At 71.0% G+C, this 12,988-nt stretch carries 14 protein-coding genes; 5 read left to right on the forward strand and 9 right to left on the reverse strand.

Features of this window, described 5'->3' with window-relative positions:
- Position 1: 1 nt before the first annotated feature.
- Together ACFSKW_RS01180 and ACFSKW_RS01185 are read left to right on the forward strand one after the other, a co-directional pair.
- Positions 2 to 643, forward strand: a complete 642-nt coding sequence (locus ACFSKW_RS01180) for a response regulator (RefSeq protein ID WP_379568156.1) — start codon at positions 2 to 4, stop codon at positions 641 to 643.
- Complete coding sequence (locus ACFSKW_RS01185) at positions 640 to 1,095, forward strand: pyridoxamine 5'-phosphate oxidase family protein (protein WP_379568158.1); 456 nt, start codon at positions 640 to 642, stop codon at positions 1,093 to 1,095. The genes ACFSKW_RS01180 and ACFSKW_RS01185 overlap by 4 nt, the downstream gene beginning before the upstream one ends.
- On the opposite strand, the gene ACFSKW_RS01190 is transcribed toward ACFSKW_RS01185, so the two are convergent.
- Positions 1,055 to 2,701: a sensor histidine kinase gene (locus ACFSKW_RS01190; protein ID WP_379569167.1), complete on the reverse strand. Its 1,647-nt coding sequence runs from the start codon at positions 2,699 to 2,701 to the stop codon at positions 1,055 to 1,057. The two genes, ACFSKW_RS01185 and ACFSKW_RS01190, sit on opposite strands and share 41 nt — an antisense overlap.
- 77 nt (positions 2,702 to 2,778) lie before the next feature.
- The gene (locus ACFSKW_RS01195; RefSeq protein ID WP_379568160.1) at positions 2,779 to 3,279 is read right to left on the reverse strand and encodes a hypothetical protein; all 501 of its coding nucleotides are present in this window, start codon (positions 3,277 to 3,279) and stop codon (positions 2,779 to 2,781) included.
- Positions 3,280 to 3,625: 346 nt separating this feature from the next.
- Between ACFSKW_RS01195 and ACFSKW_RS01200 the strand changes: the two genes are divergently transcribed.
- A complete protein-coding gene (locus ACFSKW_RS01200) occupies positions 3,626 to 4,255 on the forward strand; it encodes a helix-turn-helix domain-containing protein (RefSeq protein ID WP_379568162.1) in 630 nt (209 codons plus the stop codon).
- A 60-nt stretch (positions 4,256 to 4,315) separates the two neighbouring features.
- On the opposite strand, the gene ACFSKW_RS01205 is transcribed toward ACFSKW_RS01200, so the two are convergent.
- From ACFSKW_RS01205 to ACFSKW_RS01230, 6 genes are all read right to left on the reverse strand, one after another.
- Complete coding sequence (locus ACFSKW_RS01205; protein ID WP_379568164.1) at positions 4,316 to 4,960, reverse strand: L-2-amino-thiazoline-4-carboxylic acid hydrolase; 645 nt, start codon at positions 4,958 to 4,960, stop codon at positions 4,316 to 4,318.
- Positions 4,961 to 5,057: 97 nt separating this feature from the next.
- Positions 5,058 to 5,999, reverse strand: coding sequence for an asparaginase (locus tag ACFSKW_RS01210; protein ID WP_379568166.1), 942 nt, complete (start codon positions 5,997 to 5,999; stop codon positions 5,058 to 5,060).
- The gene (locus tag ACFSKW_RS01215; protein ID WP_379568168.1) at positions 5,992 to 6,786 is read right to left on the reverse strand and encodes an amino acid ABC transporter permease; all 795 of its coding nucleotides are present in this window, start codon (positions 6,784 to 6,786) and stop codon (positions 5,992 to 5,994) included. The genes ACFSKW_RS01210 and ACFSKW_RS01215 overlap by 8 nt, the downstream gene beginning before the upstream one ends.
- A complete protein-coding gene (locus ACFSKW_RS01220) occupies positions 6,783 to 7,427 on the reverse strand; it encodes an amino acid ABC transporter permease (RefSeq protein WP_379568170.1) in 645 nt (214 codons plus the stop codon). The genes ACFSKW_RS01215 and ACFSKW_RS01220 overlap by 4 nt, the downstream gene beginning before the upstream one ends.
- Positions 7,427 to 8,347, reverse strand: a complete 921-nt coding sequence (locus ACFSKW_RS01225) for a glutamate ABC transporter substrate-binding protein (protein WP_379568172.1) — start codon at positions 8,345 to 8,347, stop codon at positions 7,427 to 7,429. The genes ACFSKW_RS01220 and ACFSKW_RS01225 overlap by 1 nt, the downstream gene beginning before the upstream one ends.
- Positions 8,348 to 8,366: 19 nt before the next feature.
- On the reverse strand, positions 8,367 to 9,095 hold the full coding sequence (locus ACFSKW_RS01230) for an amino acid ABC transporter ATP-binding protein (protein WP_379568174.1): 729 nt from the start codon (positions 9,093 to 9,095) through the stop codon (positions 8,367 to 8,369).
- 143 nt (positions 9,096 to 9,238) lie between these two features.
- Between ACFSKW_RS01230 and ACFSKW_RS01235 the strand changes: the two genes are divergently transcribed.
- Together ACFSKW_RS01235 and ligA are read left to right on the forward strand one after the other, a co-directional pair.
- A complete protein-coding gene (locus ACFSKW_RS01235; protein ID WP_379568176.1) occupies positions 9,239 to 10,378 on the forward strand; it encodes an ROK family transcriptional regulator in 1,140 nt (379 codons plus the stop codon).
- Positions 10,379 to 10,461: 83 nt separating this feature from the next.
- Positions 10,462 to 12,567, forward strand: coding sequence for an NAD-dependent DNA ligase LigA (gene ligA, locus ACFSKW_RS01240; protein ID WP_379568178.1), 2,106 nt, complete (start codon positions 10,462 to 10,464; stop codon positions 12,565 to 12,567).
- 4 nt (positions 12,568 to 12,571) lie between these two features.
- Here the strand turns inward: ligA and ACFSKW_RS01245 are convergent, their stop codons facing one another.
- A complete protein-coding gene (locus ACFSKW_RS01245; protein WP_379568180.1) occupies positions 12,572 to 12,820 on the reverse strand; it encodes an SCO4226 family nickel-binding protein in 249 nt (82 codons plus the stop codon).
- Between the last annotated feature and the right edge of the window lie 168 nt (positions 12,821 to 12,988).

Raw genomic sequence — 12,988 nt, forward strand, 5'->3', positions numbered from 1 at the left:
CATGATTCGTGTGTTCCTCCTCGACGACCACGAGGTGGTGCGGCGGGGCGTCGCCGCTCTGCTGGAGTCGGAGGACGACATCGAGGTGATCGGCGAGGCGGGGACCGCCGCCTCCGCCATCGCCCGTATCCCCGCGCTCAGGCCGGACGTGGCGGTGCTGGACGTGCGACTGCCCGACGGCAACGGCGTGGACGTCTGCCGCGAGGTCCGTTCCGCCCTGCCGGAGCTGCAGTGCCTGATGCTCACCTCCTACGCCGACGACGACGCGCTCTTCGAGGCGGTCATGGCGGGGGCGGCCGGTTACGTCCTCAAGCAGATCCACGGCTCCGACCTGGTCGGCGCGGTGCGCACGGTGGCGGGCGGGCAGTCGCTGCTCGACCCGCAGACGACCGCGGCGATGCTGCAGCGGCTGCGCGAGCAGGCCGACAGGAAGGACCCACTACGCGCGCTGTCGGAGCAGGAACGCCACATCCTTGAGCTGATCGGCGAGGGGCTCACCAATCGGCAGATCGGCGAGCGGCTCCACCTGGCGGAGAAGACCGTCAAGAACTACGTCTCCAACCTCCTGGGCAAGCTGAACCTGCAACGCCGTACCCAGGTCGCGGCCATGGCCGCCAGGATGAAGGCGGACCGCGGGCGATGACGGGTCCCTCCCCCCGGGCCGTCGACGGTTCCGGGCTCGAGGTGCTCTCCCATGGGGAATGCCTCGCGCTGCTGTCGTCCGCGGAGATCGGGCGGATCGTGTTCACCGACCGCGCGCTGCCCGCGGTGCAGCCGGTCGCCTTCTGCCTCGACGAAGGTCACATCGTGATCAGGACGGGCGCCGGGTCGAAGCTCGCCGCGGCGACCAGGCGTACCGTGGTGGCCTTCGAGGCCGACGACTTCGACCTCGCCAGCCGCACCGGCTGGTCGGTCACCGCCGTGGGGCAGTCGCGTGCCGTGCACGAGGAGGCGGAGCTGGCCCGGCTGGCCGAGCTGCCGCTGCGCCCGTGGGCGCCGGGCGACGGGGACCACTACATCGTGGTGCGGATCGAGCAGGTGTCGGGGCGCAGGATCACACCGGCACCCTCCAGCACAGCCGCGTCCCTGACGTGACCGGCGTCTCGAGCTCCATCGTGCCGCCGAGCTGAGCGGCCCGCTCCTCGATGTTGCGCAGGCCGCTGCGACGTCCACTCGCGCCCGTCCCCACCCCGTCGTCCTCCACCACGAGCGTGAGCATGCCGTCGGCCACCTCCACGGAGACCTCCGCTCTCGTCGCCTTGGCGTGCCGGACCACGTTCGACAGGGCCTCGCGCAGCACCGCCATCAGATGGTCGGCGACCGCCTCGGGTACCTGGTGGTCGAGCGCGCCCTCCATGCGCAGGGCCGGCATGAACCCGAGGTGGCCGCGGGCGTCCTCGACGAGATCGACGATGCGGGCGCGCAGGGTCGGCGACGTGGACTCGCGAGGCCCCTGGAGAGCGAAGATCGTCGAGCGGATCTGCCTGATCGTCTCGTCCAGCTCGTCGATGGCGTGCTGGACGCGGTCGGCCGCCTCGGGACGCTCGACTAGCCGCACGGCGCCCATCAGCGTCATGGCGACGGCGAAGAGCCGCTGGATGACCACGTCGTGCAGGTCCTTGGCGATACGGTCGCGGTCCTCCAGCAGGCCGAGCCGCTCGGCGTCCTTGCGCGTCTCGGCCAGTTCGATCGCGACCGCGGCCTGCCCGGAGAAGGCGTCGAGCATCTCCACGTCCGCGCCGGTGAACGGCATCCTGCCGGGATGCTTGAACAGCGCCAGCACGCCGCGCACCCGCGGCGCGGCGCCCAGCGCCACCAGCAGCCCAGGCTCATCCAGGCAGGAGGAGTTGCGCAGGCTCGTCTCCACCCACGACTCGCCGCTGGCGAACACGGCGCCGACGGCGCCCTCGCCCACAGGGAAGACGGCGCCGTGCAGGTCGTCGCTGTGCTCGCCCTCCGCGACCGCCACCGTCAGCGTGTCGCCCGACGCGTCGGGAAGCAGGACAGTGGCGACGTCGGCGTCGGTCATCCTGCGGGCGCTCGAGGCGAGCATGCGCAGCACGTCGTGCGGCTCGGCCCCGGACAGGAGGCTGGTGGTGATCTCCGAGGAGGCCTGCAGCCAGGTCTCCCTGCGCCGTGACTCCTCGTACAGCCTGGCGTTCTCGACCGCGACCCCCGCCGCGGTGGCCAGCGCGATGACGATCGCCTCGTCCTCCTCGTCGAACTCGCCGCCGCCGCGCTTCTCGGTGAGGTACAGGTTGCCGAACACCGCGTCGCGGACCCTGATCGGAACGCCGAGGAAGGTGCCCATCGGCGGATGGCCCGGCGGGAAGCCGTACGACTCGGGATGGTCGGAGATGAGGCGCAGGCGCAGCGGCCGCGCGTCCTTGATCAGCAGCCCGAGCAGGCCGAGACCATGCGGCCAGTGCTCGATCCTGGCGATCTCCTCCTCGCTCAGCCCCACCGGGATGAACTGGAGCAGCGTGCGCTCCGCCCCCACCACGCCGAGCGCCCCGTAGCTGGCGTCCACGAGGTCGGTCGCCGTCTCGACGATCCTGCGCAGCATCGTCTCGAGATCCAGATCGCTGCCCACCGACACCACCGCGTCCAGCAGCGCGTGCACCCTGTCGCGGGTCGCGAGCACGGCGTCGAGCCGTACCTGGAGCTCCGCCAACAGCTCGTCCAGACGCATGTTCGGCATCAGCGGGTTGGACACATCTGAGATTTTTTCACTGGTACGGCAAAACGCCCACCTCAAGGCGGTGGGCGTTTCTTGGTCTATTTCAGGTACGACCTGCCGACCAGCCTGCCCATGCCGAGGGTGTTCCCCGCGTTGACCATGGCCAGGGCCGCGAGCACCATCGTGGAGATGACGTGCTCGTTCACGATCGGTGTGGCGACGACGGGCAGCTTGGCGACCCACACGATCATCAGCGTGATCCCGGCGGCCACGGCCGCCGCCCTGGTGGCGATGCCGAGCATGAGGCAGAGGCCGAGGCCGAGCAGTCCCAGCAAGAACAGCGCGTCCACCCAGGGCTGCCCTGCCAGGGAAGCGAAGATGCCGCCTCTCAGGAGTTCGGCGGTCGGGCTGCCCCCGAAGATCCACGCTTTGGTGGCGGGGGTGGCGAAGCCCAGCCCGAAGGTCCTGTCCACATAGGTGAAAAGGAACAGCCATCCCATGGCGATGCGGGCGATCGCCCAGACATAGTCGACGGTTCTGGACGGCCGCTCCTGTTCGGCGCCCTCGTCCGTCTGGGCGGTGCTGTCGGTCGTGACCATGGTGTCCTTCCTTGCGCTCTCCGTCCAGCACACCGCATCGACGACCGGCCCGGCAGTGCCGGACGGCCCGAGCGTCCAGGGACTTTGGTCCTTCAGCCGAGAACCTCCTCCAGCGGGCGGCGGACGCCGGGGAAGGCCTCGAAGGCGCCGCGCGGATCACTTCAGCCTGCACGGCCGTCACCTCCCACGGTGTCGCGGCAGGCGCGTCACGCGATCCGGGCCGCGGGCCAGGGCCGAAGGTCCCGTCCGCGACGTCCACAGGTCCCTTCGACGCAGGTCCGACGGCCGTGGCGCGCCCGCGGGGAGGCTCGTAGCGTCAGCCGTACCGGATGACGAGGAGGAGCCGATGACCAGCGATCTGGGCCGCAGGGTCCGCTACCACCGTGAACGCCTCGGACTGACCACCGACGAGGTCGCCGAGCGGGCCAAGCTCGCTCCCGGCTACCTGCGGCTCCTGGAGGAGCAGGTGGCCGCGCCCGGCATGGAGACGCTGCTGCGGCTGGCCGACGCCCTGGGCACCACGGCAAGGGACCTGCTCGGCGAGCGCTTCGACCAGCCGCAGGGAGGCGCTCCCCCGTCTGCCGCTCCGCGGCTGGAGACGCTCTCGCGCGAGGAGTGCATCAGGCTGATCGCGCCGGGCGGGGTGGGGCGCGTCGCGTTCGACGGCCTGCGCGGGCCGACGGTGGTGCCCGTCAACTACCGGATGGACGAGGGGACGATCGTCTTCCGCACCGCGTACGGCGGGCCGATGGACGAGGACCTGCGGACCGGGATCGAAGGGGTCGAACGGAAGGTCGGGTTCGAGGTGGACAGGATCGACGAGGCGACGAGGGAAGGGTGGAGCGTGCTCGTCCAGGGCCCCGCCCACCACGACACCACAGGCCCCGACGTGCGCCCATGGGCGGGTGGCGACAGGACGCTCTACGTCAGGATCGTCCCCACCCAGATCACCGGCCGCCGCATCGTCGCCTCATGACCCGCCGCGGCCGCCCTGAGGGTGAGGCCGGGCCCTGCCCGACCTCACCCACGACGGGCGCTATCGGGTGCGGTGGAAGTGGAACGGGCAGTGGTCGCCGCCGAACCCGATCGTGGTCTCGCGGGTGAAGGCGAACCCGTCGCGGGCCGGGTCGATGGCGCCGATCCAGCTGTTGTCGAACGCGCACAGCGCGGCCGTCAGCTCGGGAGCTCCCTGCCGCGCGAGGTAGTCGTGGTACCCGCAGCGGCGCACGTCGGCGTGGAAGCGCTCGTCGTCGTCGACCGGATGCTCGAAGGTGAACAGCGCGCCGAACGCGTCGCTCTCCCTGCCTCGCGCGATCGCCACCATCATGGCGAACGGGTCGGGGGCCGCGTCGAGCGCGGCCCTGGTCCCCGCCTTGACGTCCTCGGCGAACGGCTCGACGAAGGCCGAGGACAGCCACTCGATCAGCGGCTGTCCCGAGGCGACGCCCGCCGCGCCGAGCACGCGGTAGGCGGCCAGCACGGCGGAGGTGTAGCGGAGGTTGTAGCGCGCCGGCTCGTCCGGCAGGTCGGTCTCGGCGGCCTCCAGCTCGGCCTGGAGGGCGCGCATCCGCGCGGCCAGCCCGGCGGGAGCGCCCGCTGCGCGCGTCTCGAGGTCGGCCTCGATCCGGTCGAAGAAAGCCTCGACGATCGCGCGGCTCTCGTGGTCGTAGTCGATGTGCAAGGTCGGTCCTTTCGGAGGATGCGGTCCGCTCGGACATGCCGAACAGACCAGCGCACTCCACCGACCGACCGGCGCTGGGAACTATGACGTCGCCAATCTACACCGCGTGGATCTCCCCCACGGACACTCCGCCGCCCAGCACCGGGATCGTCAAGAAGGCTTCGGCACCGGACACGTCGCATCCCATGCGGCGCAGCACCGACAGCGCGATCGCCGACGTCGCCCTGGGGTTGCCGTCGATGACCTTGACGGCCGCCGTGTGCCCCGAGTCGAGGGCCGCGACCAGCACGCCTTCGGCGCCACCCTTCACGACCGCTCCGGGGATCGCCCGCATGAGCTCGGTGTTCTGGTGCCCGGTGCCGCCGACGTACTCGGGGTGCTCGCGCATCGCGTCGGCCACCTGTCGGGGGGCGCTGCCGGGCGCGGCGAGCACGAGCGCCCGCACCGCCCTGGCCAGCCCCGTCAGCGACAGCCCGAACAGAGGCGCGCCACAACCGTCGACGGCCACGGCGGCGGCCTTCTCCCCCGACAGCTCCTCCACCACGGCCCTCACCCGCAGCTGCAGCGGATGGTCGTGGGCGAGGTAGGAGGCGACGTCCCAGCCGTTGGCGACGGCGGCGGCGAGCATCGCGGCGTGCTTGCCCGAGCAGTTCATCCGCTCCGAGGTCCTGGCGAGCCCTTCGCGGATCAGCCGGTGGCGGGTGGCCTCGTCCTCCGGCCAGTCCTCGGGGCAGCGCAGGTCGGCGGGACCGAGCCCGTAGTCCTCGAGCAGCTCGGCGACCAGGCGGACGTGGAAGTCCTCGCCGGTGTGGCTGCCCGCGGCGATGGCCAGGCGGGGGCCCGGCAGGGCCGCGCCCGCCACCAGGCAGGCCAGCGCCTGGAACGGCTTGGCCGACGAGCGGGGCAGGACGGGTGCGTCCACGGGGCCGAGCGCGACCTCGGCGGCCCCGCCGGGGCCCAGGCCGACGGCGCTGCCGTAGTGGACGCTCTCGACGAAGCCGGAGCGGACGACCTCGGCGAGGGGGGCGAAGTCAGGCACGGGCTTTGCTCCTTTGCTCCAGCACCCTGGCGAGCTTGGACAGCGAGGCGTTGACCACGAGGTAGATCAGTGCCACCACCACGTAGGTCTGGATGAGCAGGCCGTTGTAGGCGGCCAGGACCTTGCCCGAGTAGAGCAGCTCGCCGTAGCTGACCACGAAGCCGAGCGAGGTGTCCTTGAGCAGGCCGACGGACTGGCTGACGATCGAGGGCAGCACCCTGCGGGCCGCCTGCGGCAGCACGACCATCCGCATGGTCTGGAGGCGGGTGAGCCCGACGGCCAGGCCCGCCTCGGTCTGCCCGCGCTCGACGGACAGGATGCCCGCGCGGAAGATCTCGGCGAAGGCGGCCGCGTTCGAGACGGTCAGCGGCACCACGAGCTTCCAGAACAGCGGCAGGTCGAGGCCGTATTTGGGCAGCGCGAACAGCACGACGTACACCAGCAGCAGCGCGGGGACGACCCGCACCACCTCGATGTAGGCGGCGGAGGGCAGCCGCACCCAGCGCCGCTCGGACAGCCGGCCGAGGGCGAGCAGCAGGCCGAGCGCCATGGACAGCGCCGCGGCGACGACGGCGGCCAGCGCGGTCGACCCCAGCCCGTCCAGCAGGTAGCGCCACATGGGCCAGGTGGCGTACGGCTGCCAGCGCTCGTAGGCGAGCTGGCCGTTGGCGGCGAACTGGCGGATCGCCAGCGCGGCGAGCGCGACGGCGGCCAGGACGCCCAGGACGGTGGCGACGCGGATCCTGCGCCTGGCGCGCGGTCCAGGCTCGTCGAACAGGACGCTCATCGGACCATCACCAGCCTCCGCTCAAGACGTCCTGTCACGAAGCCGACGCAGGAGGCGATGAGCGCGTACATCAGGCCGGCGCCGACGAAGATGGGGATGGGCTGGGCCTCCAGCAGGTTCACCCTGTTGGCCTCGGCCGTCAGGTCGACCACGCTGATCGCGCCTGCCAGCGCCGTGTTCATGGTGAGCGCGATGAGGATGTTGCCGAGCGGCTGGACGACCGTGCGCAGCGCCTGCGGCAGGATGACGTGCCACAGCGACTGCCTGAACGTCAGCCCGAGCGCCCTGGCCGCCTCACCCTGGCCCTTGCCGACCGCGTTGACGCCCGAGCGCAGCGCCTCGGCGATGTAGGCCGCCTCGTAGACCGAGATCACCACGATCGCGGTCAGCAGCGGCTCCGCCTTGATCCCGATCTCGGGCAGGCCGAAGAAGGCCAGCACGAGCAGGACCAGCAGGGGAAGGTTCTGGAACGTCTCCACGTAGGCGGTGCCCATGGCGCGCAGCACGCCGACCGGGCTCACCCGCATCGCGGTGATCAGCACCCCGAGCACCGCCGCGCCGATGAACGACGCGACGGTGAGCTGGAGCGTCACGACCAGGCCCTGCCACAGCTCGGGCAGGTGGTCCAGCAGGACGGACATCAGGAACCCGGCACCGAGCCGATCTGCGGCGGGGCGGGGGCCTCGCCCTGGACGACCGTGCCGATGGAGTTCTTCCACGCCTGCTGCCAGACGCCGGCGCTCTGCGTCTTCTTCAGCCAGTCGTTGACGAACGTCTTGAACTGGTCGTCACCGTGCTTGAGGCCGATGCCGTACGGGTCCTGGGTGAAGGGGTTGCCGATCACCTGGATGGACGGGTCCTTCTGCGCGTTGGCGACCAGCAGCGTCTCGTCCTGCACGTAGGCGACGCCGCGGTCCTGCTTGAGCGCCTGCATGCACTCGGGGTCGCTGCCGAACGTGACGATCTCTGCCTGCGGGGCCAGCTTCTTGATCGCGGGGATGGCCGGGGTGTTGGCGCCCGCGATGACCTTCTTGCCGTTGAGGTCCTCGGGCTTGGCGATGCCCGTGGTCCCCTTCTTGACGGCGATCGTGAGGCCTGAGGTGTAGTACGGCCCCGCGAACGCCACCTGCTTCGCCCGCTCCGGCGTGATCGTGTACGTCTGGAAGACGACGTCCACGGTCCCGTTGCTGAGCAGCGCCTCACGCGTCTCCGACGCCGAGTTGACGATCTTCACCTTCGGCTCGCCGATGATGTACTTCGCCAGGGCCTTGCCCATGTCGGCGTCGAAGCCCTCGACCTCGCCGCTGACCGGGTTCTGCTGGGACAGCAGCGGGGCGTCGAGCGAGCCGCCGACGATGAGCTCGCCGCGCTTCTTGATCTTCTCCATCGTCGAGCCGGGCAGGATCGCGGCCGCGTCGGCGACGGGGGCCTTGGCGAGCAGCTCGCCGGCGGCGGCGGGCTTCGCCTCCCCTGGTACGGCGGGGCTTCCTGTGGACTCCGTGCTGGAACAGGCGGCGAGGCCGAGCAGCGACACGGCGACGACAGCGACCATCTTCTTCATGGGCACCATCCCTTGCGTTTCAGTGAGTGAGTACCTTGGCCAGGAAGTCCCTGGCCCGGTCCGTCTGGGGGTCGTCGAAGAAGGCCGCGGGAGCGCCCTGCTCGACGATCTGGCCGTCGGCCATGAACACCACGCGGTCGGCCGCCCTGCGGGCGAAGCCCATCTCGTGGGTGACGACGACCATGGTCATCCCGTCGGCGGCGAGGCCGGTCATGACGTCCAGCACCTCGCCCACCATCTCGGGATCGAGGGCGGAGGTCGGCTCGTCGAACAGCATCACCTTGGGCCGCATGGCCAGCGCGCGGGCGATCGCCGCGCGCTGCTGCTGGCCGCCGGACAGCCGTCCCGGCAGCTTGCCCGCCTGCTCGCCGATGCCGACGCGGTCGAGCAGCTCGCGGGCGGTCTTCTCGGCGTCGGCACGGCCGGTGCCGCGCACCTTCATCGGGGCGAGCGTGACGTTCTCCAGCACGGTCTTGTGCTGGAAGAGGTTGAAGGACTGGAAGACCATGCCGACGTCGGCGCGCAGCCTCGCCAGCTCGCGGCCCTCCAGCGGGGCGGGCGCGCCGTCGATGAGGATCTCGCCCTGCTGCGCCGTCTCCAGCCTGTTGAGGCAGCGGCACAACGTGGACTTGCCCGACCCCGACGGGCCGATCACCACGACGACCTCGCCACGAGCGACGTCGAGATCGATGTCGCGCAGCACGTGATGCCGGCCGAACCATTTGTTCAGCCCTCGAACCCGAATCATCCAACCCTCCCACCGCCACGGCAGCCTGGTGGAGATCCCGTGACACTTCCTTCGATATCGAAGATAAAGCGGACCGTAATGGATGATTTCGCGATAAGTCAACACATTGTCGTACGAAGGTAAAGCATGGTATTCATCTGCTCATGTCTGGCAAAGAGCGGCTACCCGTGACGGGGGCGCAGGGGGGTCTGCTGCGGCTCGTCGCCACCGGCCAGGCCGAGTCACGAGCCGATCTGGCGCGGCTGTCCGGCCTGGCCGCCTCCAGCGTTTCGCTGCGGGTGGAGGAGCTCCTCGAGGCCAGGCTGCTGGTCGAGGAGGGCTCGGGCACCTCCCGCGGCGGGCGCAGACCGCGCAGGCTGCGGCTGGCGCCGAGCGCGGGACTGCTGGCGGTCGCCGACCTCGGCTCCCATCACGTGCGGCTCGGCCTGCTCGACCTGAGCGGGGCGCCGCTCGCCGTACAGGAGAGAACGTGTGACATCTCGGCGGGCCCCGAGGCGGTGCTCGACTGGATGGCCGACGCCTTCGACGACCTGCTGCGCACGCACGCGCCCCCCGGGATGCCGCTCCGCGGCGTCGGCACCGGCATCCCCGGGCCCGTGGACCCCGCCTCCGGGCGCGTGGTCGGCCCCTCGCGCATGCCCGGATGGAACAACTACCCGGTCGCCGACCATCTGGGCGCCCGCTACGACCTGCCCGTGCTGGTGGAGAACGACGCCAACCTCATGGCCGTCGGCGAGGCCCGCTCGTGGCCTGGTTCGGACAACCTCATGGTGCTCAAGACCGGCACCGGCATAGGGTGCGGCGTGATCGTCAACGGCCGGCTGCACAGGGGTAGGGGCGCGGCGGGCGACATCAGCCACGTCAGGGTGCGCACCGACTCGTCGGTCATGTGCTCGTGCGGCCACCCCGACTGCCTGGAGGCGTACGCCAGCGGAGCCGCGCTCATGTCGGCGCTGGCCGAGGCGGGGATCGTGGTGGACCGGCCGGCCGACATCATCGGGCTGGTCAGCGACGCCGTACCGGAGGCGACCAGCCTGGTGCGCGGCGCGGGACGGCTGATCGGCGAGGTCCTCACGGTGCTCGTCAACTTCTTCAACCCCGATGTGATCGCCGTCGGGGGCAGCCTGTCGGCGGCCGAGCCGCTGATCGCGGCGATCAGGGCGGCGGTGTACGAGCGCTGCCTGCCGCTGGCCACCCGCGACCTGGAGATCGCTCCGGCACGGGCGGGCAAGGACGTGGCGCTGCTGGGCGCGGGCGCGCTCCTCCTCGACGCCGTGCTCTGACACGGCGGCGGGGCCGGCCTCGACCTCTTCCGATGCCTCTTCCAGCGGCCGGAATTGTCAGTGCTGACAGGCATGATGAGTTCATGAGCGACGCGCCCCCGATCACCGCCCTGGCCGACCAGTCCGCCTACGCCGAGGCAGTCCGGCTGGCGGTCGACGCCTCCGCCGCCTACTACGCCGACGGCACCTCCACGCTCGACGACGACGCCTACGACCGGCTGGTGCGCGGGATCGCCGCCTACGAGGAGGCCCACCCCGGCGAGGTGCTGCCCGACTCGCCGACGGGCAAGGTGGCAGGCGGCGCGGTGGTGGGCGACGTCCCTCACACGGTGCCGATGCTCTCCCTCGACAACGTCTTCCGAGCCGAGCAGCTGGCCGACTGGGCCGCATCGGTGGAGCGCAGGCTCGGCCGGCCCGTCACCGCGTGGAGCGTCGAGCCCAAGCTCGACGGCCTCGCGATCTCCGCGCGCTATCGGCGTGGCCGCCTGGTCCAGCTGGTCACCCGCGGTGACGGCACCGCCGGCGAGGACGTGTCCCACGCCATCGGCACCGTCGTCGGGCTGCCCGACCGGCTGGCCGAGGAGATCACGGTGGAGCTGCGCGGCGAGGTGATGATGACGGCCGAGCAGTTCGACGCCGCCTGTGCCAAGCGCCAGGCCCACGACGGCACCACGTTCGCCAACGCGCGCAGCGCGGCCGCCGGCACGCTTCGCGCGCAGGACCGGCCGTACACCTGCGAGCTGACGTTCTTCGGGTACGGCGCGCTGCCCCTGCCGCCCGACGACGACTCCGCGCTCGCGACGCGGCTGCGTGAGCTGCCGCACGGCGAGATCATGCGGTGGGTGGCCGCGCATGGTGTGCAGACGACCGCGGCCACGCCCGTGGCCGGGATCGTCGCGACCACGATCGAGCAGGTGCTGGAGCGCGTCGAGCAGATCGCCGCCGCGCGCGCCGAGCTGCCCTTCGGCATCGACGGCATCGTCATCAAGTGCGACCTGGCCGCCGACCAGGCGCAGGCCGGGTTCGGCACGCGCGCGCCGCGTTGGGCGATCGCCTACAAGCTGCCCGCCACCGAGAAGATCACCAAGCTGCTCGCCGTGGAGTGGAACACGGGGCGCACGGGCGTCATCGCTCCGCGTGCCGTTCTGGAGCCCGTCCTCCTCGACGGGAGCGTCGTCGAGTACGCCACCCTGCACAATGTCGCCGACATCACCCGCCGCGGGCTCATGCTCGGCGACAGCGTGGTCGTCTACAAGGCGGGTGACGTGATCCCGCGCGTGGAGTCCCCCGTGGTGCACCTGCGCACCGGTGACGAGCGGCCGATCGAGATCCCGCAGGTCTGCCCAAACTGCGGCGACGCGATCGACACCAGCCAGGAGCGCTGGCGGTGCGTGCGCGGCCGCGACTGCAGGGCGATCGCCTCGATCGGATACGCCGCGGGCCGCGACCAGCTCGACATCGAAGGGCTCGCCGACAACCGGATCCAGCAGCTGCTCGACGCCGGGCTCATCGCCGACTTCGCCGACCTGTTCTTCCTGACCCGCGAGCAGGTGCTCGGCCTGGAGCGGATGGGCGAGGTCAGCACCGAAAACCTGCTGGCCGCGCTCGAACGGGCCAAGGGCCAGCCGTTGAGCAGGGTGTTCGCCGCGCTCGGCGTGCGCGGCACGGGCCGTGCGATGAGCCGCCGCATCGCCCGCCACTTCGGCACGATGGAAGCCGTCCGCGTGGCCGACGCGGCGGCGATCCAAGAGGTGGAGGGCATCGGCTCGGCGAAGGCCGCCGTCGTGGTGGCCGAACTGGTCGAGGTGGGCCCGATCATCGACAAGCTGGTCAAGGCGGGCGTGAACATGACCGAACCCGGCGTGTCCGGCCCCGGCTCCGCTTCCGGTTCGTCCGGCGACGCCTCCGGCGGTGCCGAAGGCGACGCGGCGGTGGCCGCGCTTCCGCTGGCGGGGATGTCGGTCGTGGTGACGGGCGCGATGAGCGGACCGCTGGAGGCGCTGTCGCGCAACGAGATGAACGAGCTCATCGAGCGCGCGGGAGGGAAGGCGTCCTCCAGCGTGTCGGCGAAGACGTCGTTGCTGGTCGCGGGCGAGAAGGCGGGCTCCAAACGCGCCAAGGCGGAGAGCCTGGGCGTCAGGATCGCCACCCCTGACGAGTTCGCCGACCTGGTCAGCGCCCTGCTCTGAGCGGTCAGGCCATCAACGGCACCGCGTGGATCTCATCGGCGGGGTGACCGGCCCGCTGGTGTATGCGCTGGACGGCTTCCGCGTCCGGGGCTTCCGACAGGCAGTAGATCAGGCCCTCGGTCGGGTCGGCCCACGCGTGCTCGAAAGTCACCCCCTCCTCGGCCTGTATCGCGAGGTCGGCGGCGTGTGCTTCCTGAAGCTGCTGGTCGGTGATGCCCACCATGCCGTGATGGACGTCCATGAACTTCGCCATGGCTTCCTCCTCAACCGGCTGACCTGCCGGAACCTTCCCAGATTAGGTCGGACACCGAACGCCGGTCTCCCAAGGCTTGCTCAAATAGCCGCACCCGCTCCCCTCTCCTTCCCCAGGTCACACGGCCAGACTGCGGTTCGTACCGCAATTCGGCGGACCCGCTTTCAG

The sequence above is a fragment of the Nonomuraea mangrovi genome (genome assembly GCF_042681425.1).
Taxonomy (GTDB): domain Bacteria; phylum Actinomycetota; class Actinomycetes; order Streptosporangiales; family Streptosporangiaceae; genus Nonomuraea; species Nonomuraea mangrovi.